18 protein-coding genes are annotated in these 20,504 nt (G+C 63.3%); 9 read left to right on the plus strand and 9 right to left on the minus strand.

What is annotated here, in order from left to right:
- Positions 1-46: 46 nt before the first annotated feature.
- Both XB14_RS03015 and uraH read left to right on the plus strand, forming a co-directional pair.
- Positions 47-544, plus strand: a complete 498-nt coding sequence (locus XB14_RS03015) for an ureidoglycolate lyase (protein WP_077960134.1) — start codon at positions 47-49, stop codon at positions 542-544.
- A gap of 58 nt (positions 545-602) precedes the next feature.
- Entirely contained in the window at positions 603-965 is a 363-nt protein-coding gene (gene uraH / locus XB14_RS03020; RefSeq protein ID WP_077960135.1) for a hydroxyisourate hydrolase, read from the plus strand.
- Between the two features lie 213 nt (positions 966-1,178).
- Here uraH and XB14_RS03025 read toward each other — a convergent pair whose 3' ends face one another.
- From XB14_RS03025 to XB14_RS03040, 4 genes are all read right to left on the minus strand, one after another.
- A complete protein-coding gene (locus tag XB14_RS03025) occupies positions 1,179-2,315 on the minus strand; it encodes an alpha-hydroxy acid oxidase (protein WP_077960136.1) in 1,137 nt (378 codons plus the stop codon).
- Positions 2,316-2,430: 115 nt separating this feature from the next.
- Complete coding sequence (guaD, locus tag XB14_RS03030) at positions 2,431-3,747, minus strand: guanine deaminase (RefSeq protein ID WP_077960137.1); 1,317 nt, start codon at positions 3,745-3,747, stop codon at positions 2,431-2,433.
- Positions 3,744-4,982, minus strand: coding sequence for a urate hydroxylase PuuD (gene puuD / locus XB14_RS03035; protein ID WP_077960138.1), 1,239 nt, complete (start codon positions 4,980-4,982; stop codon positions 3,744-3,746). Before puuD ends, guaD begins: the two co-directional genes overlap by 4 nt.
- Before the next feature lie 73 nt (positions 4,983-5,055).
- The gene (locus tag XB14_RS03040) at positions 5,056-5,970 is read right to left on the minus strand and encodes a LysR substrate-binding domain-containing protein (protein WP_077960139.1); all 915 of its coding nucleotides are present in this window, start codon (positions 5,968-5,970) and stop codon (positions 5,056-5,058) included.
- Positions 5,971-5,982: 12 nt separating this feature from the next.
- On the opposite strand from XB14_RS03040, the gene XB14_RS03045 reads away from it, so the two are divergent.
- Positions 5,983-6,321 (plus strand): hypothetical protein, encoded by a 339-nt coding sequence (locus XB14_RS03045; RefSeq protein ID WP_179119517.1) that lies wholly within the window; start codon positions 5,983-5,985, stop codon positions 6,319-6,321.
- A gap of 6 nt (positions 6,322-6,327) precedes the next feature.
- On the opposite strand, the gene xdhB is transcribed toward XB14_RS03045, so the two are convergent.
- The 3 genes from xdhB to XB14_RS03065 form a co-directional block, all read right to left on the minus strand.
- Positions 6,328-8,676: a xanthine dehydrogenase molybdopterin binding subunit gene (gene xdhB / locus XB14_RS03050; protein ID WP_077960141.1), complete on the minus strand. Its 2,349-nt coding sequence runs from the start codon at positions 8,674-8,676 to the stop codon at positions 6,328-6,330.
- Between the two features lie 273 nt (positions 8,677-8,949).
- Positions 8,950-10,419, minus strand: a complete 1,470-nt coding sequence (gene xdhA / locus XB14_RS03060) for a xanthine dehydrogenase small subunit (RefSeq protein WP_077960143.1) — start codon at positions 10,417-10,419, stop codon at positions 8,950-8,952.
- A 155-nt stretch (positions 10,420-10,574) separates the two neighbouring features.
- Positions 10,575-11,351: a 3-hydroxybutyrate dehydrogenase gene (locus XB14_RS03065; protein WP_077960144.1), complete on the minus strand. Its 777-nt coding sequence runs from the start codon at positions 11,349-11,351 to the stop codon at positions 10,575-10,577.
- A gap of 256 nt (positions 11,352-11,607) precedes the next feature.
- Here XB14_RS03065 and glpK point away from each other — a divergent pair, with 256 nt between their 5' ends.
- Entirely contained in the window at positions 11,608-13,095 is a 1,488-nt protein-coding gene (glpK, locus tag XB14_RS03070) for a glycerol kinase GlpK (RefSeq protein WP_077960145.1), read from the plus strand.
- A gap of 96 nt (positions 13,096-13,191) precedes the next feature.
- Here the strand turns inward: glpK and XB14_RS03075 are convergent, their stop codons facing one another.
- Entirely contained in the window at positions 13,192-13,680 is a 489-nt protein-coding gene (locus tag XB14_RS03075) for a RidA family protein (protein WP_077960146.1), read from the minus strand.
- A 197-nt stretch (positions 13,681-13,877) separates the two neighbouring features.
- Between XB14_RS03075 and XB14_RS03080 the strand changes: the two genes are divergently transcribed.
- The 5 genes from XB14_RS03080 to sbmA all read left to right on the plus strand — a co-directional run bounded on the left by XB14_RS03080 (position 13,878) and on the right by sbmA (position 19,414).
- Positions 13,878-14,573: a TetR/AcrR family transcriptional regulator gene (locus XB14_RS03080; protein ID WP_077960147.1), complete on the plus strand. Its 696-nt coding sequence runs from the start codon at positions 13,878-13,880 to the stop codon at positions 14,571-14,573.
- A 106-nt stretch (positions 14,574-14,679) separates the two neighbouring features.
- Positions 14,680-15,738 carry an LLM class flavin-dependent oxidoreductase gene (locus XB14_RS03085; RefSeq protein WP_077960148.1) on the plus strand — a complete coding sequence of 353 codons (1,059 nt, stop codon included), beginning with the start codon at positions 14,680-14,682 and terminating at the stop codon, positions 15,736-15,738.
- 99 nt (positions 15,739-15,837) lie between these two features.
- Positions 15,838-16,587 carry a type I methionyl aminopeptidase gene (gene map / locus XB14_RS03090; protein ID WP_077960149.1) on the plus strand — a complete coding sequence of 250 codons (750 nt, stop codon included), beginning with the start codon at positions 15,838-15,840 and terminating at the stop codon, positions 16,585-16,587.
- Between the two features lie 214 nt (positions 16,588-16,801).
- Positions 16,802-18,001, plus strand: coding sequence for an MFS transporter (locus XB14_RS03095; protein WP_077960150.1), 1,200 nt, complete (start codon positions 16,802-16,804; stop codon positions 17,999-18,001).
- Positions 18,002-18,154: 153 nt separating this feature from the next.
- Positions 18,155-19,414, plus strand: coding sequence for a peptide antibiotic transporter SbmA (gene sbmA, locus XB14_RS03100; RefSeq protein WP_077960264.1), 1,260 nt, complete (start codon positions 18,155-18,157; stop codon positions 19,412-19,414).
- A gap of 21 nt (positions 19,415-19,435) precedes the next feature.
- On the opposite strand, the gene XB14_RS03105 is transcribed toward sbmA, so the two are convergent.
- Positions 19,436-20,443 carry a polysaccharide deacetylase family protein gene (locus XB14_RS03105; RefSeq protein WP_077960265.1) on the minus strand — a complete coding sequence of 336 codons (1,008 nt, stop codon included), beginning with the start codon at positions 20,441-20,443 and terminating at the stop codon, positions 19,436-19,438.
- Between the last annotated feature and the right edge of the window lie 61 nt (positions 20,444-20,504).

Raw genomic sequence — 20,504 nt, forward strand, 5'->3', positions numbered from 1 at the left:
ACCGGACATTTACGAATGCTGTGGAAACCCGCGAGGTCCACGCCTGATGTCGCGCGCACTTACGATCGAACCGCTGACGCGCGAGGCCTTTGCCCCCTTCGGCACCATCATCGAAGCCGATCCGGCGACGATGAGGTACATCAACGGCGGCAACACGGAACGTTTCCACGGGCTGGCGCGGGCCGATGTCGTCGGTGACGGCGCCAATGTCATCATCAACATCTTTCGCGGCCAGCCGCGCGCGTTCCCCTATGCCGTCACGATGATGGAACGCCACCCGCTCGGTAGCCAAAGCTTCTCGCCGCTCGACGACCGCCCCTGGCTCGTCGTCGTCGCCGAAGACGAAGATGGGCGGCCAGGCACGCCACGGGTGTTTCAGGCCAATGGCCGTCAGGGCGTCAACTACGGCCGCAATGTCTGGCATCATCCGCTGATGTCGGTCGGCGCCGTCAGCGATTTCCTCATCGTCGACCGCGAAGGACCGGGCAACAATCTCGAAGAATTCTTCTATGACGAGCCCTTCGTCATAGAGAGCGCCATCTAGCAGGACGTGCGCGCGGCTTCTGACAGCACCCCGCGCCAATGTGTGAGAAGAGCAAGCGATGAGCAGCACCGGCCGCCTGACGACCCACGTACTCGACACCGCTCTCGGCAAACCGGCCGAGGGCCTGCGCATCGATCTCTTTTGGCTCGAAGGCGAGGAGCGGCAACTGATCCGCACCGTCCATACCAACAGCGACGGCCGTGTCGACGGGCCGATGGTCGAAGGCATCGGTTTCATGGCCGGGAACTACGAACTGGTCTTCTACGCCGGCGACTATCTGCGCCGGTCAGGTGTTACGCTGCCGGAGCCGGCCTTCCTCGACCGCATCCCCTTGCGCTTCGGCATCGCCGATCCGGCGAGCCACTACCACGTGCCGCTCTTGCTTTCGCCCTATGGGTATTCGACCTATCGGGGAAGCTGAGGCTTGAAGGTCTTGCGCTCGCTTCGCGTTTTGTCGGAAGGGCCACTCCAAGCTCCCTCATCCTCGCCCTTGTGGCGGGGGTCCAGCGACCCGACGTCTGCCGGGTCAAAAGACCTTTCAACTTAAGGACTTGGGCTGGTCCCGCAGTTCCAATGGAACTGCTAGCGATTCCTGTGACACAGGAATGAGGGCGGGAGTGGCTGATGCCGTGGACTAATCCGCCAGAATGCTACGATCCACATCGTTGATGTTGCGCTTGCCGCAGAGCGCCATGGTGATGTCCATCTCCTTGCGGATGATTTCCAGCGCCTTGGTCACGCCCTCCTTGCCCATGGCGCCGAGGCCGTAGAGGAAGGGGCGGCCGATATAAGTGCCCTTGGCGCCCATGGCGACGGCCTTCAGCACGTCCTGGCCGGAGCGGATGCCGCCATCGACATGCACCTCGATCTGGTGCCCGACGGCATCGACGATGCGCGGCAGCATGCTGATGGAGGAATGGGCGCCGTCGAGCTGGCGGCCGCCATGGTTGGAAACGATGATCGCGTCGGCGCCGGTCGCCGCCGCCATCTTCGCGTCCTCAGGGTCCAGAATGCCCTTGAGGATCAGCGGACCGCCCCAGCGCTCCTTGATCCATTCGACATCCTTCCAGGAAAGCTGCGGGTCGAACTGTTCCGCCGTCCAGGCGCCGAGCGAGGACAGGTCGGTGACGCTTTTCGCGTGGCCGACGATGTTGCGGAAGGTGCGACGCTTGGTGCCGAGCATCTTCATGCACCAGCCGGGTCGCGTCGCCATCTGCCAGAGATGCTTCGGCGTCATCTTCGGCGGTGCCGAGAGGCCGTTTCGCAGGTCCTTGTGGCGCTGGCCGAGGATCTGCAGATCGAGCGTCAAGACCAGCGCCGAGCATTTCGCCGCCTTGGCGCGGTCGATCAGGTTCAGCACGAATTCGCGCTCGCGCATGACGTAGAGCTGGAACCAGAATGGCTTTGTCGTGACCGAGGCGACGTCCTCGATCGAGCAGATGCTCATGGTCGAGAGCGTGAAGGGCACGCCGAAGGCTTCGGCTGCCTGGGCTGCCAGCATCTCGCCGTCGGCATGCTGCATGCCGGTGAGGCCGGTCGGAGCGAGCGCCACCGGCATCGACACCTTCTGGCCGATCATCGTCGTTTCCAGCGAACGGTCGGTCATGTCGACCAGCACCCGCTGGCGCAGCTTCACCTTGGCGAAATCCTCCTCGTTGGCGCGATAGGTGCCTTCGGTCCAGGCGCCGCTGTCGGCATAGTCGAAGAAGAGCTTCGGCACCCGGCGCTTGGCAAGAGCCTTGAGGTCGCTGATTTCGAGGATTTGCGTCATGGAAACGGCCTTCGTCCAACGGAGATTGAACGAGCCATTACCATGTTTGCCAGAGGCTTGTTAATAGCCAGAACGCGAAGAGGTCAATTTTCTTGACCTCTTCGCGTTTGTTCGATCATGCGCCGGCAAGTGCCGATTTCGCCGGCTTACCGGCGACATAGGTTTCGACGATCGCGCGGTCGTCACCCATGGTCTGGAGCAGGAAGAGCTCGTCCGCCAGAGAGTTGACCACTTCGGCCCGAAGCGCCATCGCAGGCGTCGCCGCCATGTCGAGTACGATAAAGTCGGCGTCGGTGCCTGCTTCAAGCGTCCCGATCTTGTCGACGAGGGACAGCGCCTCGGCATTGCCGCGGGTCATCATGAAGAAACTGTCGAAGGGGTTCAGCCGCTCGCCCTGCAACTGCAGGATCTTGTAGGCCTCGTCGAGCGTCTTCAGCATGGAATAGCTCGTACCGCCGCCGATATCGGAGGCGACCGAGGTGCGCACCGGCTTGTCGCGGCGGCTGAGCGCGCGAAGCGGGAAGAGGCCGGAACCGAGGAAGAGGTTGGAGGTCGGGCAAAAGACGGCCACGGAGCCCGTCTCGCTCATCGCATCCGCCTCGCGCTCGGACAGGTGGATGCAGTGGCCGAACAGGCTTTTCGGACCAAGCAGGCCGTAGCGGGCGTAGACGTCGGTATAGTCCTTGGCCTCCGGATAGAGCTCGCAGGTGAAGGCGATCTCGTCGCGGTTTTCCGAAAGATGGGTCTGCACGTGCAGGTCGGGAAACTCGTGCACCAGCGACTTGGCGACGTCCATCTGTTCGGGCGTCGAAGTGATGGCGAAGCGCGGGGTGATGGCGACATGGTTGCGGCCCTTGCCGTGCCATTCGCGGATCACCGCGCGGGTTTCGTCGTAGCCCATTTGCGGCGTGTCGAGCAGGCCTTGCGGAGCGTTGCGGTCCATCATCACCTTGCCGGCGACCATGCGCATTTCGCGGCGCAGCGCCTCGGCGAAGAACGCGTCGGCGGATGCCTTGTGAACCGAGCAGTAGGCAGTCGCCGTCGTCGTTCCATGGCGCACCATCTCGTCGAAGAAGCGGCTGGCGATACGCTCTGCGTGGGCCGTCTCGACGAAGCGGCACTCCTCCGGGAAGGTATAGGTGTTCAGCCATTCGAGCAGATTGGCGGCATAGGAGGCCATCACCTGCATCTGCGGGAAATGCAGGTGCGTGTCGATGAAGCCGGGAACGATCAAATGCGGGTGGTGGTCAATTTCCGCCGCGTCCTCAGGAGCACCGGCCTTGACCGTGGCGTAGTTCCCGCTCGCGACGATCTGGCCACCCTCGACCAAAAGTGCTCCGTCGCTCTCGTAGCTGTAGGCGGCGCTGTCGTCTATCGACGTTGGCGCGCGATGAAAGCTCAAGAGCCGGCCGCGGATGAGGGTGGTCGTCATTGTGTCTTGCCTTCCTCGACGGCGCTTTCGAACCAGGCTGTCAGCAACTGGCGTTCGTCCGTCGTCATGTCTGTCACGTTGCCGGGCGGCATCGCGTGGCTGCGCCCGGCCTGGATATAGATTTCGCGGGCATGGGCGGCAATCTCCGCGTCGCTTTCGAGCACCACGCCGTTCGGTGCCCGGGTGATGCCCTCATAGACCGGTTCGGCCGCATGGCACATGGAACAGCGGGTCGAGACCGTATCCTTGACGGCGGGGAAGTGGGCGTTCTGAGCGAAGCGCGTGAAGACAGGCGCCACCTCGGCCTTCTCGCCACCGGTCAGCACCTTCGGCACGGTCGAGAGCCAAATGATCAGGATGAAGATCAGCGCGGTGACCAGCCAGGTCCAGGTCGGCCTGCCCTTGCGGGCGTGGGTGGTGTTGAACCAGTGGCGGATGGTGACGCCCATCAGGAAGACGAGTGCGGCGATGATCCAGTTGAATGCCGTGGCAAATGCCAGCGGATAGTGGTTCGACAGCATGAAGAAGATGACGGGCAGCGTCAGGTAGTTGTTGTGCAACGAGCGCTGCTTGGCCTGGGCGCCGAGCTTCGGATCCGGCGTGCGGCCGGCAATCAGGTCGGCGACGACGATCTTCTGGTTGGGGATGATGATGAAGAAGACATTGGCCGACATGATCGTCGCGGTGAAGGCGCCGAGATGCAGGAAGGCCGCGCGGCCGGTAAAGACCTGAGTGTAGCCCCAGGCCATGGCGACCAGCGCCACGTAGAGCAGCGCCATCAGCCCCCAGGTGTTCTTGCCGATCGGCGATTTGCACAGCAGGTCGTAGAACAGCCAGCCAATGCCGAGCGAGGCGAGCGAGATCAGGATCGCTGATGTCGCGGAGATGTCGAGCACATGGCGGTCGATCAGGAAGAGATCGGCGCCGCCGTAGTAGACGATACAGAGCATGGCGAAGCCCGAGAGCCACGTCACGTAGGATTCCCATTTGAACCAGGTGAGGTGCTCGGGCATCGAGGCCGGCGCCACCAGGTACTTCTGGATGTGGTAGAAGCCGCCGCCATGCACCTGCCATTCCTCGCCATAGGCGCCGACAGGCAGGTGATCGCGCTTCACCAGGCCAAGGTCAAGCGCGATGAAATAGAAGGATGAGCCGATCCAGGCGATGGCGGTAATCACGTGCAGCCATCGCACGGCAAAGGCCAGCCATTCCCAGGCGATGGCGAACTCGTACATTCAGAACCCCTTTTGTCTCCGTTGCCTCACTTTGCGCATAAACCGCAGAGGGGAAAAGGGGCTTCGGCGCTCCTCAAGCGCTATTTGCCTGCAGGAAGCTCGGCGGGCAAAGCTCGCCGAGGATCCAGTCGCGGAAGATCCGGATTTTCGGCGTGTTGCGACGGGCATGCGGATAGGCGAGCCAGTAGTCGCAGCCGTCGCTGCAGCGGAGATCAAAGGGCTGGTAGAGCCGGCCAAGCGCCACGTCGTCGGGATAGAACTCCGGCGTCAGGATCGCAACGCCCTGGCCGGCGATCGCCGCACGCGCCTCGAACGTCTGAGCGCCGAGCCGGCTGTGCGGCCGGCCCTCGAGATCGGGATCCTTGACGCCGGCGGCCTTGAACCACATCGGCCACCAGGGATCGCCCGCGTCGATGATGCGAAGCTTCAGCAGATCGCGCGGTTCGTGCACGCCGCCGATCGTGGCTGCCAGCGCGGGGCTCAGCATCGGACTGAATTCGACGCGCATCAGCGGATGCGTGTCGAGGCCGGGCCAGACGCCGCCGCCCGAGCGGATGGCGAGATCGGCGGGCTCGCGGCTGAAGTCGGTGAGCGAGTCGCTCGTCGTCAAGCGCACGGCGATGTTCGGGTGGGCGAGCTGGAAGCTGCCGATGTTGCGGGCGAGCCATTGCGAGGCGAAGGTCGGCGTCGAACTGATCAGGAGCGCACTGTCGATATCGCCGCGGGCGTTGGAAACGGCCTCCTGCAGCATCTCGAAGGCTTCGGTAACGCGCGGCGCCATGCGCTGGCCAACGTCGGTCAGCGAGATCTGGCGTGGGCGGCGCAGGAACAGCGGCTCGCCGACATTCTCCTCGATCAACTTGATCTGGTAGCTGACGGCCGTCTGGGTCATGCCCAGCTCTTCGCCGGCCTTGGTGAAGCTGCCGAGCCTTGCGACGGCTTCGAAGACCCGGAGCGCATTCAGCGGAAACTGCTTCGACATCTTCATGGATAAGTTCTCTTGATGCATGCAGACGGATGTTCGATTGGATTTCAATCCTCCTTCACGGCATCCTGCAAGTCAACTTCCCAAGACGAAACAGGTGCTGAAATGACTTGCGACACTTACGAACATACTGAAAGAAAACCATTTCTTTCGTTCGAGCCGGTCATCCGGCTCACGGCTGCCCTGTTCGGCGGCCTCGTTGCCGCCAAGCCGACGCTCGACGTCAACGCGCTCCCCGACCATATCAAGAGAGACATGGGTTTCATGGATGGTCGCGGCGCCTACGAAGACGACGAAGCGGCGATGGTCGCCTCTCGGCGCCTTTTCAGTGTCGATGAAATGCCGCGATTCTGACGTTGGCTACGATGGCCGTCCGTTGTTGCGAAGACGCTCGACGGCCATCAGCACACGCTCCGGTGTTGCCGGGGCATCAAGCCGCGGGCACTCGCGGTAATCGGCCACACTGGCGACTGCCATGGACAAAGCTTCCAGCACCGAGATCGGCAGCATGAAGGGTGGCTCTCCCACCGCCTTGGAGCGGCCGATGGTCTTCTCGGCATTGGCGGACCACTCCGCGAGCTTGACGTTGAAGATCTTCGGCCGGTCGGAGGCGAGCGGGATCTTGTAAGTGGAGGGGGCGTGGGTGCGAAGCCGACCCTTGTCGTCCCACCAGAGTTCTTCCGTCGTCAGCCAGCCCATGCCTTGCACGAAGCCGCCCTCGATCTGGCCGATGTCGATCGCCGGATTGAGCGAACGGCCGACATCGTGCAGCACGTCGACGCGATCGACCATGTATTCGCCAGTCAGCGTGTCGATCGAAACCTCCGAAACCGCTGCGCCATAGGCGAAGTAATAGAAGGGCGTGCCGCGGCCGCTGGCGCGATCCCAGTGGATCTTGGGCGTCTTGTAGTAGCCGGCCGCCGAAAGCTGGATGCGGCCCATATAGGCCTGCTTGATGAATTCGGGGAAGGGCACGAGCTCTTCGCCGATCTTCACATGGTTGGGCACGAAGCTGACATGGTCAGGCGTCGTCTGCCAGCGCTCGCAGGCGAAGGCGACCAGCCGTTCCTTGATCTGGCGTGCAGCGTCGTGAGCCGCCATGCCGTTCAGGTCAGAGCCCGAGGAGGCGGCGGTCGCCGACGTGTTCGGCACCTTGCCGGTCGTCGTCGCAGTGATGCGGACCCGATCGAGATCGACCTGGAAACTGTCGGCGATCACCTGCGCCACCTTGATGTAGAGACCCTGGCCCATCTCCGTTCCGCCGTGGTTCAGGTGGATGGAGCCGTCCTGGTAGATATGCACAAGCGCGCCCGCCTGGTTGAAGGCGGTCATGGTGAAGGAGATGCCGAACTTCACCGGCGTCAGCGCGATGCCCTTGCGGATGACGCGGCTTTCCCGATTGAACGCGAGGATCATCTGACGGCGCGTCTGATAGTCGGCGCTTTCTTCCAGCTCCGCGACGATCTGCGCGATAATGTTGTCTTCGACCTGCTGATGGTAGGGCGTGACATCGCGGCCGGAGCCCTTGTCGCCATAGAAATTCAGCTTGCGGATTTCGAGCGGATCCTTGCCGAGCTGGTAGGCGATCTCCTCGATGATGCGCTCGCCGCCGACCATGCCTTGCGGGCCGCCGAAACCGCGATAGGCGGTGTTCGAAACGGTGTTGGTCTTCAGCGGCTGCGAGGTGAGCTTCACATGCGGGTAGAAGTAGGAGCTGTCCGCATGAAATAGCGCCCGGTCGGTGACCGGGCCCGACAGGTCCGACGAGTAGCCGCAGCGCGCCGCATAGTTGGCGTGCACTGCTTGGATCCGGCCTTCGTCGTCATAGCCGACGTCGTAGTCGACGAGGAAATCGTGGCGCTTGCCGGTCGCGGTCATGTCCTCGTCGCGGTCAGGGCGGAACTTGACGGCGCGGTTGAGCCTCTTTGCCGCCACGGCGGCAAGCGCTGCGAACTGGTTGCCCTGCGTTTCCTTGCCGCCGAAGCCGCCGCCCATGCGGCGCACGTTCACCGTCACCGCGTTCGAGGGCACGCCGAGTACGTGCGAGACCATGTGCTGGATCTCGCTCGGGTGCTGGGTCGAAGACCAGACGGTGACCTCGTCGTCTTCGCCGGGAATGGCAAGGGCAATATGGCCCTCAAGATAGAAATGCTCCTGGCCGCCGATGCGCATGCTGCCCTTCAGGCGGCGCGGCGCCTTTTCCAGCTCGGCTTCAGCGTCGCCGCGCTGCAGGGTGAGCGGCTGGGTGACCAACTGCCCGCCATGGGCGACGGCATCGAGAATGTCGGTGAAATGCGGCAGGTCACGATAGGTGATCTGCGCCAACCGCGTCGCCCGGCGGGCGATGTCACGGGTTTCGGCGATCACGGCGAAGGCCGGCTGGCCATGAAACTGCACGACGCCATCGGCGAGCACCGGTTCGTCGTGCAGGTGGCTGGGGCTGATGTCGTTGGAATGCGGCATGTCCTTGGCGGTTAACACCAGGACGACACCCGGCATGGCGGCAACGGCCGACAGGTCCATGGCCGTGATTTCCGCGTGCGCCCGGTCGGTCATGCCAAGCGCGCCATGCAGCGTGCCTGCGGGTTCGGGCATGTCGTCGATATAGTCGGCGGTGCCGGAGACGTGCTTGTGGGCGCTGTCGTGACGCTGGGAGACATGCATCTCGCCACGGATCGCCTTGCGTTCCTCGAAGGTGGATTTGTCCATCTTATTGGTTCCTTCCGAAGAAAATGCCCCTCATCCGCGCGGGGAGGGAAGCGAAACGCCCCTCATCCGCCTGCCGGCACCTTCTCCCCGCCATGCGAGGAGAAGGAGACTCGTGGCAACCGCTTGTGACAGACTGACCGTTCCAGGCCGTTGAGTTGCTGGACAGCGGATCCTGATTGGCAAGGCGGGCGATGTCCACTTTCCCTCTCCCCGCCTGCGGGGAGAGGGTTAGGGTGAGGGGCAGATCTCGCCCATCGAACTGGCGATCGATGCTCATACCGTCTCCTCGAAACGCCGCAGCTGCGCAATCTCGCCGCCGCTTTCCAGGAAGAAGCGCATCAGCAGGTTTTTCGCAGTCAGCATGCGATAGTCGCTGGTGGCGCGCCAGTCGGTAAGCGGCTGGTAATCGGTCTCGAAGGCTACCTGCGCTGCGCGAACCGTGTCCTCGCTCCAGGGTTTGCCGATCAGCGCCGCCTCGACGTTCGTTGCGCGTTTCGGTGTCGCTGCCATGCCGCCGAAAGCGATGCGGGCGGACCGGACCACGCCATTGTCCACCGACAGGCGGAAGGCTCCGAGCAGGGCGGAGATATCCTCGTCGCGGCGCTTGGATATCTTATAGGCGGCAAAGAGATCATCGGCCGGAAGCCGCGGCACGAAGATGCTCTCGACGAATTCGCCCGGCTTACGATCCTGCTTGCCATAGGCGATGAAGAAGTCTTCGAGCGGCAGCGTCCGGCGGCCGTCCCTCGAGCGCAGCGTCACGGTCGCGCCAAGAACGATCAGCGGCGGCGGGCTGTCGCCGATCGGCGAGCCGTTGGCGATGTTGCCACCGATCGTGCCCATGTTGCGCACCTGCTCGCCGCCGATGCGGTCGATCAGCGGGCCGAAGCCGGGAAAGGTTCGGCTCAGCGCGGCAAAGGCCATGGTGTAGCTGACGCCGGCGCCGATCGTCAGGCCCGCCTCGCTCTCCTCGATCTGCTGCAGCTCGGAGATGCCGTTGATGAAGATGACAGGGTTGATCGGGCGCATCTGCTTGGTCACCCAGAGGCCGACATCGGTGGAGCCGGCAACGACTGTTGCGCCGGGATTGTCGGAAAGCGCCGCCGCCAGGCTGTCGCCATCGGCCGGCACGATCAGACAGTTTTCGCCCTGTCGAACGGTGATGGTCTCGGTCGGCGCCAGCGCCTTCAGCCGAGCTGTGATGGCTTCCCGTTCTCTCGCGATCGGATCGAAGATGTCGGAGGGCCGCGCCTCGGCCGCCGCTTCGGCGGCGCGCACGATCGGCTCGTAGCCGGTGCAGCGACAGAGATTGCCCTGCAGTGCCTTCTCGATGTCGGCCCGGCTGGGATTTTCGTTCGAAAGCCAGAGGCCATAAAGCGACATGACGAAACCCGGCGTGCAGAAGCCGCATTGCGAACCGTGGAAGTCGACCATCGCCTGCTGTACCGGATGCAGTGCCCCATCCTGGGCAAGATGTTCGACCGTGACGACATGGGTCGCCTGCAGCGAGCCGAGAAAACGGATGCAGGCATTGATGCTTTCATAGACGAGCCGGTCGCCGACAAGCCTTCCGACGAGCACGGTGCAGGCGCCGCAGTCACCCTCGGCACAGCCCTCCTTGGTGCCGGTCAGCCGCCGTTCCAGCCTCAGATAGTCGAGCAGGGTGGTGGTCGGCGCGACGTCAGAAAGCGTGATCTCGCGATTGTTGAGGACAAAACTGATTGATCCGGTCGGCTGGGGCATGCCACTCAATCCCTGCTGCTGCATATTCCCTGAAATCACTTTGATCTTAGGTGGTTATGCAGAAAAGCAAAGGGCCGAGAAGACTTTTGCACGCCATGCGGGCAGCGCCTCGGTCAGCAGGTCCGCGCTGCCGTCCTCATGGCGGATGTCGGGCGTTACTGCGCCGTCCAGCCGCCATCCATCGACACGTGCGTGCCGGTGATTTGTGCCGCATCGTCGCCTGCGAGATAGACCGCGAGCGCTGCGACCTGTTCGACCGTGATGAACTTCTTGGTCGGCTGGCCCTTCAGCATCACGTCGTTGATCACCTGCTGCTCGGTGATGCCACGGGTGCGCGCCTGGTCGGGGATCTGCTTTTCGACGAGCGGCGTCAGCACGTAGCCCGGGCAGATCGAATTCGCGGTGATGCCGTCTTCGGCAACTTCGAGCGCGACGGTCTTCGTGAGCCCGAGGACGCCATGCTTGGCCGCCACATAGGCCGCCTTGAAGGGTGAGGCGACGAGGCCGTGGGCGGAGGCGATGTTGATGATGCGGCCCCAGCCCTTGGCCTTCATGCCGGGGATGGCGGCACGGATCGTATGGAAGGAGGAGGAGAGGTTGATCGCGATGATGCGGTCCCACTGCTCGATCGGGAAATCCTCGACCTTCTCGACATATTGGATGCCGGCATTGTTGACGAGGATATCGACGCTGCCGAAGCGCGTCGTTGCCGTCGCGATCAGGTCCGCGATCTCGGCCGGCTTCGTCATGTCGGCGCCGTGGTAGAGAACCGTGCCGCTCGTCAGCGCGCTGACGGCGTCCGTCGCTTGTTTGATTTCGTCCGCGCTGCCGAAGCCGTTCAGAACGATGTTGGCGCCGCCCTTGGCGAAAGCCTTGGCGATCGCAAGCCCGATGCCGCTCGTCGAACCGGTGATGACCGCTGTTTTCGTCATTGCTGCTCTCTCCCTTCGTGGCGTCGCGGAATGCCTTTTGTTGCGGCGCAACAGCGCCAGCCTACGCGGAAAACGCCGGCGCTGACAATTGTGTTTTTGGGTTCGCGACCGCACAGTCGCCATGGGAACGACGGAGCCGATTGCTTGCGTTTTGTTTTCGTTTGACATTCGTTTTGCCATCGTATTGAAGTTTTCGAAATGAGATCCCGCCCGAGAGGTCGGGTGTACAAACATGCGTGTGGCCGGGGAGGGGCATATGGGCGGATACATTCTCGCGATCGATCAGGGTACGACCTCGAGCCGGGCGATCGTCTTCGATGGGCAGCAGCAGATTGCCGGCGCCAGCCAGAAGGAATTCAAGCAGTATTTCCCGAAATCCGGCTGGGTCGAGCACGATCCTGAGGAGATCTGGCAGACCGTGCTTTCGACGGTCGAAGAGGCGATCGACAAGGCCGGCATCAAGGCCGGCGACCTCTCGGGCATCGGCATCACCAACCAGCGCGAGACCGTCGTCGTCTGGGATCGCGAGACCGGCAATCCCATGCACAATGCGATTGTCTGGCAGGACCGTCGCACCGCTTCCTATTGCGACGGGCTAAAGAAGCAGGGGCTGGAAAAGACCTTCACCAAGAAGACCGGCCTGCTGCTCGATCCCTATTTCTCCGGCACCAAGCTCAACTGGCTGCTCTCCAATGTCGACCGGGCGCAGGCGCGCGCCGCCAAGGGCGAACTCTGCTTCGGCACCATCGACACCTTCCTCATCTGGCGGCTGACCGGCGGCAAGTCCTTCGTCACCGACGCGACCAACGCCTCGCGCACGCTCATCTACAACATCGCCGAAAATGCCTGGGACGATGAACTCCTGAAGATCCTGAAAGTGCCGCGCGCCATGCTGCCAGAGGTCAAGGATTGCGCCGCCGATTTCGGCGTCACCGACCCGGAACTCTTTGGTGCGGCGATCCCGATCCTCGGCGTCGCCGGCGACCAGCAGGCGGCGACGATCGGCCAGGCCTGCTTCAAGCCGGGCATGCTGAAATCCACCTACGGCACCGGCTGTTTCGCGCTGCTCAACACGGGCAAGGACATGGTGCGCTCGAAGAACCGGCTGCTCACCACCATCGCTTACCGGCTCAATGGCGAGACGACCTATGCGCTCGAAGGCTCGATCTTCGTTGCCGGTGCCGCCGTGCAATGGCTGCGCGACGGGCTGAAGGTGATCAAGGCCGCTCCCGATACCGGCACGCTCGCCGAAAGCGCCGACCCGACGCAGGAGGTCTATCTGGTGCCGGCCTTCACCGGGCTTGGCGCGCCGCATTGGGATCCCGATGCGCGCGGTGCGATCTTCGGCATGACCCGCAACACCGGTCCGGCGGAGTTTGCCCGCGCAGCGCTCGAAGCCGTCTGCTACCAGACGCGCGACCTGCTTGAGGCGATGCACAAGGACTGGCGCAACAACGGCAAGGAAACGGTGCTGCGCGTCGACGGCGGCATGGTCGCCTCCGACTGGACGATGCAGCGGCTTTCCGACCTGCTCGACGCGCCGGTCGACCGGCCTGTGATCCTCGAGACGACGGCGCTCGGCGTTGCCTGGCTTGCCGGCAGCCGCGCCGGCGTCTGGCCGAAGCAGGAAGATTTTGCCAAGTCCTGGGCACGCGACCGCCGCTTCGAACCCACCATGGACGAAAAGACGCGCAAGGCCAAGTTCAAGGGCTGGCGCAATGCGGTCAAAAGGACGCTGAGCTAGGAAGCCGGACGAAGCCGCGGGTCTCGCGGTCTCGTCCAGTTCTCCCGACCGCAATCTGCCTTCTGCGCCGACGGGCAGCCGCGAACCGGGCCGCCGTCAGTCGATGACCGCGACCGCTTCCACCTCGAACAGCATGCCGTCGACGGCCAGTTTGGGCACGGGAACCAATGTCTGCGCCGGCAGCGCCGTGCCGAACATCTCCTTGACGCTGCTGGTCAGGACTTCGAGCTTGGACATGTCGTGGTCGACCACGAAAATGGTGAGCTTGGCGACCTGGCCCGGCTTTGCCCCGAGCCCGTCGAGCGCTGCGCCCAGATTGGCATAGGCCTGCTTGACCTGAACCGCAAAATCAGGAGAGAGGCCGCCCGTGCTGTCCTGGCCGCCCTGTCCGGAAATGTAGGCCAGCCGGGCCTGCGCAGGCACGATCACCGCCGTGCTGTAGCCATGCGGGGTCGGGTCGTAGAGGTTTTTCGGGTTGACGATCGTCAGCTTGGCGGCCTGCTCATTCGCCGTCGTCGCCGTGGGAACTCCCGTGGTCATGATGATTAGTCCTCCGATCATGAGATGCCTGATTGCCTGTGACATGATGTTCGCTTGCCTCCGAGACCTGGGTGCGATGCGGGTGCGTAGCCAGCAGCTTTGACTTTCCCGCCGTCGCTCTTACAATTGACTCGTACGGTGTACGATTGAATGACATCGTACACCGTACGAGTCAATTGCTGAGGATCGACATCCGTCTCGTTGTCGGCATAAATCGACGCTCCAATCAGTAGGGAAGACGCATGGCAGCGAAAGGTAACGGTGGGCAGGGCAAGCGCCCTCAACGGATAGAGGCAGCAGCCCAGGCCGGACGGAAGCCGGGCGGCGAGCCGTCCCTGTCTCTGGAGCGCATCGTGGCGACCGCGGTCGAACTGCTCGACGCCGAGGGTGTCGAGGGATTGAAGATGCGCCGTCTCGCCGACCGTCTCGGCGCGGGGGTCATGAGCCTCTATTGGCATGTCGGCAACAAGGAGGAGGTCTTCGATCTGGCGCTCGATACGGTGTTTGCCTATCGCGGCCCGCCGCCGACCGGCGAGCCCGGGGACTGGCGCCGCGACGTGGTTCACATGCTCGAAGATTGGCGCGCAATCATGCTGCGCCATCCCTGGTCGGCGTCGCTGTTGCCGCGCCGGGCGCTCGGCGCGAACATCCTCGGCCGCCTGGAAACCATGAGCGAAGCGCTGTCGAGAGCCGGCGTTGCCGACGCGGACATGAATGTCGCGATCTGGTCGCTCTGGAACTACGTGCTCGGAGCCACCGTCACCCGGGCGAGCTTCGCGCTCTCTGACGCCGACCAGGCTGCCGGACAGCAGCGCCTCTCGGTGCTCGGCGAACGCTATCCGACGATCGAGCGCACGCGCCTGCTCCTGGACAGCGATTGGGATGGCACGTTCAGGAAGGGCCTCGACGTTCTGCTTGACGGTCTTTCGAGAGGGTGAGGCTTCATTCGTGCGCGTCCGGGAAACACAGTGTTTCCCGGACGCGCATTTGCTGCTCATCTGTACGCCAACTATCTGTTGTGCAAACAGAAAAAGGACAGACCTCATGGAACTCGGGCTTTACACGTTTGCGGATGTCGATCCGAACGCGGATGACAAGGGCAGGGAGGGCCAGCGTCGCCTCAAGAACCTCCTCGAAGAAATCGAGCTTGCCGATCAGGTCGGCCTCGACGTCTTCGGGCTCGGGGAACACCACCGTCCGGACTACGCGGCCTCGGCGCCGGCGGTCATCCTCGCGGCCGCAGCGGCAACAACGAAGAACATCCGGCTGTCGAGCGCCGTCACGGTGTTGAGCTCGGACGATCCCGTTCGCGTCTTCCAGCAATTCTCCACCCTGGATCTGATCTCCAACGGCCGCGCCGAGATCATGGCCGGTCGCGGTTCCTTCATTGAATCCTTCCCGCTCTTCGGCCAGTCGCTCGACGATTACGACCAGCTCTTTGCCGAGAAGCTCGATCTCTTGATGGCGCTGCGCGAAAGCGAGAAGGTCTCCTGGGCGGGCGAGATGCGGCCGGCGATCCACGATCGTGGCGTCTATCCGCGGCCGCTTCAGGAAATGCTGCCGCTGTGGATCGCCGTCGGCGGCACGCCGCAATCGGTGGCGCGCGCCGGAGCACTCGGCCTGCCGATGGCGCTTGCCATCATCGGTGGCGAGCCCCGCCGGTTCGCGCCGCTCTTCGACCTCTACCGCGAGGCCGCGCGGCGCGCCGGCCAGGATCCGGCAAGGCTGAAAACCAGCATCAACGTGCACGGCTTCATCGCCGACACGACGGATCTTGCCGCCGACCAGTTCTACGGTCCGCAGGCGGAGGTGATGAACCGCATCGGCCGCGAGCGCGGCTGGGGGCCGACCAACCGGGCGCATTTCGACCAGGCGCGCAGCCCGGCCGGCAATCTCTTCCTCGGCGATCCGGAAACGGTCGCTGAGAAGATTGTCGAGAACTGGAAGCTGTTCCGCAACGATCGCTTCCTCTTGCAGATGGCGATCGGGCCGATGCCGCACGACCAGATCATGCGCGGCATCGAGCTCTACGGCACCAAGGTGGCGCCGCTGGTGCGCAAGGCGCTGGCGGAAGAAACGGCAGCGGCGCAGGCCGCTGTCTGACCGTTCGATATCCGGGGCAGTACCTGCCCCGGATATCCCGCTCGGCGCTGGCATAACGCCTGGCGACACGCTACATGTGAGCGCGAAAGCGAGACACGGATGACCCTCAACAACGAAGAAGACCTGCTGCGGCTGAAGGAAATCGGCCGCATCTGCGCCAATGCATTGCAGGTAATGGGCGAGGCGCTGGAACCCGGCATCACCACGGCGGAGCTCGATGCGATCGGCCGCAAGGTGCTGGAAGAGGCGGGCGCACGCTCGGCACCCGAGCTTTGCTACAATTTCCCCGGCGCCACCTGCATCAGCGTCAATGAAGAAATCGCCCACGGCATTCCCGGCGGCCGCGTGATCAAGGCCGGCGATCTGGTCAACATCGATGTCTCGGCTGAAAAGGACGGCATCTTCGCCGACACCGGCGCCTCGTTCCCGGTGCCGCCGGTCACAGCCGCGATCGACCGGCTCTGCCGCGATGGCAAGCGGGCGATGTGGGTCGGCCTCAAGCAGGTGCGTCCTGATCAGCCGCTGGCGGCCATCGGCAACGCGATCGGCGATTTCGCCCGCAAGAACCGTTATTCTCTGGTCACCAATCTCGCCAGCCACGGCATCGGCCGATCGCTGCATGAAGAGCCGACCGAAATCGCCACCTGGCCCGACCCGCGCGAGCGCCGCCGCATGACCGACGGCATGGTCTTCACCGTCGAGCCCTTCCTGTCGATGGGCGCGCAATGGGCCGAAGGCGGCAACGACGACTGGACGCTCTACAGCGATCCGCGTGCGCCGACGGTGCAGTACGAGCACACCGTCGTGGTCACGCGCGGCGGGCCGCTGGTGGTGACGCTGCCGGGCTGAAGCAGGGATACGGCGGCGGCCTGCAGCCTCCGTCGTCCTGCAGACGATTTTTTGCTCCATCGCTGCTGTGCATGATCTGCCGCCGTGATGTGGCGTATCTCACCTTTCCGGCGATTGGTCTAAGCCATTGAAATCGGCGATCGTTTGATTTCTTCAATAGGATCTTCAAATATAGTCATTTGTGGTCTGCCGTGTTGCAGCGCAATAAAGGGGCATGACCACGCTCGACAGACCGCTGCAGACCAATATCGCCGCCACAGCAACCGCTGGCGCCATCGCCATGGCCGTCGCAATGGGGTTTGGGCGTTTCTCCTACACGCCCATCCTGCCGGCGATGATGGCGGATCTCGGCCTGTCGCCCGGCGACGCCGGTCTCATCGCCTCGGCCAATTTCGTCGGCTATCTGGCCGGTGCGATCCTCGCCGCCTATGGCTGGGCCCATGGGCACGAGCGGCGTATCGGTCTCTTGGCGCTCGCCGCCACAACGGTGCTCCTGGCGGCCATGGTGCTGTCGTCGTCCGTTATCGTGCTCGCGCTCATCCGCTTTCTGGCCGGACTTGCCAGTGCCTTTGCGATGATCTTCATCTCCGGCATCGTGCTCGGCCATGGCCTGCTTGCGCGGTCGGAACTTGTACCGGCCGTGCATTTCGGCGGCGTCGGCCTCGGCATCGCGTTTTCATCGCTCGCAGTCTGGGCGAACCCGCTTGCGGGGCACGCGGGCCTGACGACATCCATGGGCGACTGGTTCACCGGCGCGCTGGTCGGGCTGATCGGAACCATTGTCGTCGCTGCTCTGTTGCCCGACGTTCCCTCGTCAGGTTCAGGTCCGGTGCGCGAAAAGCCGCTGCGCTGGACGCGGCCGCTGACGGTGGTAACGTTCACCTACGCGCTCTTCGGTTTCGGCTACGTCATCACCGCCACCTTCCTCGTCACCATGGCGCGTGATCCGAGCGGCGGCCACAGCATCGAGTTTCTCGCCTGGCTGCTGACGGGGCTTGCCGCAGCGCTCTCCGTCTATCTCTGGCGCTTTGCCGTGCCACGCTTCGGCCTTGCCGGTGTCTATGCGATCGGCCTTCTGGTCGAGGCGGTCGGGCTGGTGCTGACGGTCAGCCTGCCCTTGCCCTATGCGCCGCTTGCCGGCGGCCTGATGCTCGGCGCCACCTTCATGATGATCACTGCCTATGGCCTGCAGATCGGCCGGAAGCTCGCGCCGGAGAGCCCGCGCAAGGCGCTGGCCCTGATGACCGCCGCCTTCGGCATCGGCCAGATCGTCGGGCCGCTGGTCGCCGGCTGGCTTGCGGAGCGCACGGGCAGCTTCGCCGCGCCAACCCTGATTGCGGCCGCCGTGCTTTTCCTGTGCGGCGGCGTCATTGTCGCCGATCTCAAGCGGATTTCCGCGGCATTGAGGGCCTGAGCGCCGGCGAAAAGCGCCGTCAGGCACCGGCGCTCGGCTGGATGAAATAACAGTAACGTTTACATTACCCGATTGTTGGCGACGGCGCTTTGCCCTAGTTTTGGCGCTTCGAGAGGCGAGTTGTTCGTCTCCTCCGAAACGAGAGTGCCGCACTTGTTCCTATCCTTCTTCCCGAAGCCGAAGCTCTTCTTCATTTCCTTTGTCGTCTGGTCGCTGGTTGCCGTTGCCGTCTGGTATGGCGGGGGCGAACAGTTGGGCGCCGTATTCGGAATGCCGCCTTTGCCGTCTGACGCGCCGCCGATTACCGGCATTTCGGCGTTCTGGTCGCCCGCCTTCCTCTGGTTCTATCTCTACTTCGGGCTGGTGGTCGGGATATTCGCCGCATTCTGGTATGTCTATTCGCCACACCCCTGGCAGAACTGGTCGATCCTCGGATCGGCTCTCATTCTCTTCGTCACCTATTTTCAAGTGCAGGTCAGCGTTGCGATCAACAATTGGTACGGGCCGTTCTGGGATCTGATCCAGGCGATCGTCTCGAAGACGAAGGTCGTAACAGCGGCCGAATTCTACGCGGAAATCGGCGTCTTTCTCGGCATTGCCATGGTTGCTGTCGCCGTCGCGGTCATAACTCGCTTCTTCGTCAGCCACTACATCTTCCGTTGGCGCACGGCGATGAACGAATACTACATGGCCCACTGGGGAAAGCTGCGCCATATCGAAGGTGCCTCGCAGCGCGTGCAGGAAGATACGATGCGTTTTTCGACGACCGTGGAGGGTCTCGGCGTCAGCCTGATCGACAGCGTGATGACACTGATTGCGTTTACGCCAGTCTTGATCCGCCTTGAGGCGCATGTCAGCGAGCTGCCGATCGTCGGGGTGGTCCCCTATCCACTCGTCACGGCTGCTGTGCTCTGGTCTCTGTTCGGTACCGTGTTCCTGGCGCTCGTCGGTATCAAGCTGCCGGGTCTGGAGTTCCGCAACCAGCGGGTGGAAGCGGCCTACCGCAAGGAGTTGGTCTATGGTGAGGATCACGCCGATCGTGCCCAGCCGCCGACGGTAGCCGACCTCTTTCAAAATGTTCGCCGGAACTATTTTCGGCTCTACTTCCACTACCTGTACTTCAACATTGCCCGCATTTTCTATTTGCAGATCAACGGGATCTTTTCGCTTCTGATCTTGGCTCCCTCCATTATCGCCGGAAAGATCACGCTCGGCGCATTGAACCAGATCTCGGGCGCCTTCGGACAGGTCACGTCCTCGTTCCAGTACCTGGTTTCCTCGTGGCCGACGATCGTCGAGCTATTGTCGATCTACAAGCGTCTGCGCGCCTTCGAGGCGACGATCGACAACGAGCCACTTCCCGAAATCGACAAGAAGTTCGTCGAGGTCGGTGGCGAAGAGGAACTGGCCTGAGCTTTTCCGAACGTGTAGCAATCAGAAGGCGGTGCGACCCGCCTTCTTTTTTGCCTGCTCGATCAGCGGCAGCGCCTGGGCGTAGCTGACGCAGGCGACGTCCGCCTTGCCGCAGACTTCGCTCAACAGGCGGTCAAGCGCGCGCCAATAGGCGCCGCCGTTCATTTCGACGAAGTGGAAGCCGAGCTGCAGGGGGATGCGGTCGCCCGTATATTCGCGGTCGAAGGCTTTCCTGTAGGCCTCGTAGGTGCGCTCCTCGAAGCGGGCGCTGTCCTTCTTGTTCTCGACGCCCATCGAGTGGCGGACGAAGAGATTGTAGTCCATGCCGATGACGGGGCGCTGCGACGGCCCCTCGGGGATCAAAGGCAGGCCGAAGCGGGGCATCCCGTCCTTCGTGGTCGGCCAGCCCGGGCCCTTGGTCACCAGGCTTGCGTCGTAGGTGAAGTTGTCCGCCTTCAGCGCCGGCAGCAGGCCGTCGCTCAAGGACAGATAGGGCGCGCGAAAGCCCTTGATCTCGGTTGCCGCGAATTCGGCCCAGCCTGCCGGCTCGGCTTCGGGCTTGTCCGTCTTCTTCCAGGCGTCCTTGAGCGCCGTGTTGAAGGTCGAGAACTCGCTTTGCCAGTCGGCCTTGCTCCAGCCCTTGCCGTCGAAGTGGCCACAGGCGTGGCTGGCGATGTCGTGACCGTCGAGATGGGCCTGCCAGATATGGCCGGCGCGGGCTGCGATCTCTTCGCGGCTCTGCGCGAAACCGACATTCGAGCGGCCCGCTTTCTGGCCCGGCGGCTTATAGAGCGCCTTGCCGTCCGCTCTCGTCATCAGGAAGGTGCAGGAGAGGAAGTAGGTGAAATACGCACCCGTGCGCTTGCCCATCGCCAGGCTCTTCTCCCAAAGCGCGTTGTCATGGGCGCCGTCAAACGAGACGATGACGAGTTGCTTGTCGCCGGCGGGAACGGTGGCAGGCGACGCCGGCTCGGCCTTGGCAAGAGCGGGGAGAAGGGCGAGCGAGAGGGCAAGCGGGATACGGATCATGATCAACTGCAATGTTTTTGATTTGTCGCAAATGGTTCGAAAATGCGGCAATCCTTTGATC

It is taken from the genome of Ensifer adhaerens (assembly GCF_002007205.1).
Classification (GTDB): domain Bacteria; phylum Pseudomonadota; class Alphaproteobacteria; order Rhizobiales; family Rhizobiaceae; genus Ensifer; species Ensifer adhaerens_D.

Bases quoted from the DNA above. Each gene is read 5' to 3' on its own strand.
- map (WP_077960149.1), top strand. From the start codon at position 15,838: ATGACCCTCAACAACGAAGAAGACCTGCTGCGGCTGAAGGAAATCGGC.
- XB14_RS03065 (WP_077960144.1), bottom strand. From the start codon at position 11,351: ATGACGAAAACAGCGGTCATCACCGGTTCGACGAGCGGCATCGGGCTT.
- xdhA (WP_077960143.1), bottom strand. From the start codon at position 10,419: ATGCCCCAGCCGACCGGATCAATCAGTTTTGTCCTCAACAATCGCGAG.
- puuD (WP_077960138.1), bottom strand. From the start codon at position 4,982: ATGTACGAGTTCGCCATCGCCTGGGAATGGCTGGCCTTTGCCGTGCGA.
- XB14_RS03075 (WP_077960146.1), bottom strand. From the start codon at position 13,680: ATGTCACAGGCAATCAGGCATCTCATGATCGGAGGACTAATCATCATG.
- XB14_RS03040 (WP_077960139.1), bottom strand. From the start codon at position 5,970: ATGAAGATGTCGAAGCAGTTTCCGCTGAATGCGCTCCGGGTCTTCGAA.
- glpK (WP_077960145.1), top strand. From the start codon at position 11,608: ATGGGCGGATACATTCTCGCGATCGATCAGGGTACGACCTCGAGCCGG.
- uraH (WP_077960135.1), top strand. From the start codon at position 603: ATGAGCAGCACCGGCCGCCTGACGACCCACGTACTCGACACCGCTCTC.
- XB14_RS03080 (WP_077960147.1), top strand. From the start codon at position 13,878: ATGGCAGCGAAAGGTAACGGTGGGCAGGGCAAGCGCCCTCAACGGATA.
- XB14_RS03015 (WP_077960134.1), top strand. From the start codon at position 47: ATGTCGCGCGCACTTACGATCGAACCGCTGACGCGCGAGGCCTTTGCC.
- XB14_RS03105 (WP_077960265.1), bottom strand. From the start codon at position 20,443: ATGATCCGTATCCCGCTTGCCCTCTCGCTCGCCCTTCTCCCCGCTCTT.
- guaD (WP_077960137.1), bottom strand. From the start codon at position 3,747: ATGACGACCACCCTCATCCGCGGCCGGCTCTTGAGCTTTCATCGCGCG.
- XB14_RS03085 (WP_077960148.1), top strand. From the start codon at position 14,680: ATGGAACTCGGGCTTTACACGTTTGCGGATGTCGATCCGAACGCGGAT.
- xdhB (WP_077960141.1), bottom strand. From the start codon at position 8,676: ATGGACAAATCCACCTTCGAGGAACGCAAGGCGATCCGTGGCGAGATG.
- XB14_RS03095 (WP_077960150.1), top strand. From the start codon at position 16,802: ATGACCACGCTCGACAGACCGCTGCAGACCAATATCGCCGCCACAGCA.
- XB14_RS03025 (WP_077960136.1), bottom strand. From the start codon at position 2,315: ATGACGCAAATCCTCGAAATCAGCGACCTCAAGGCTCTTGCCAAGCGC.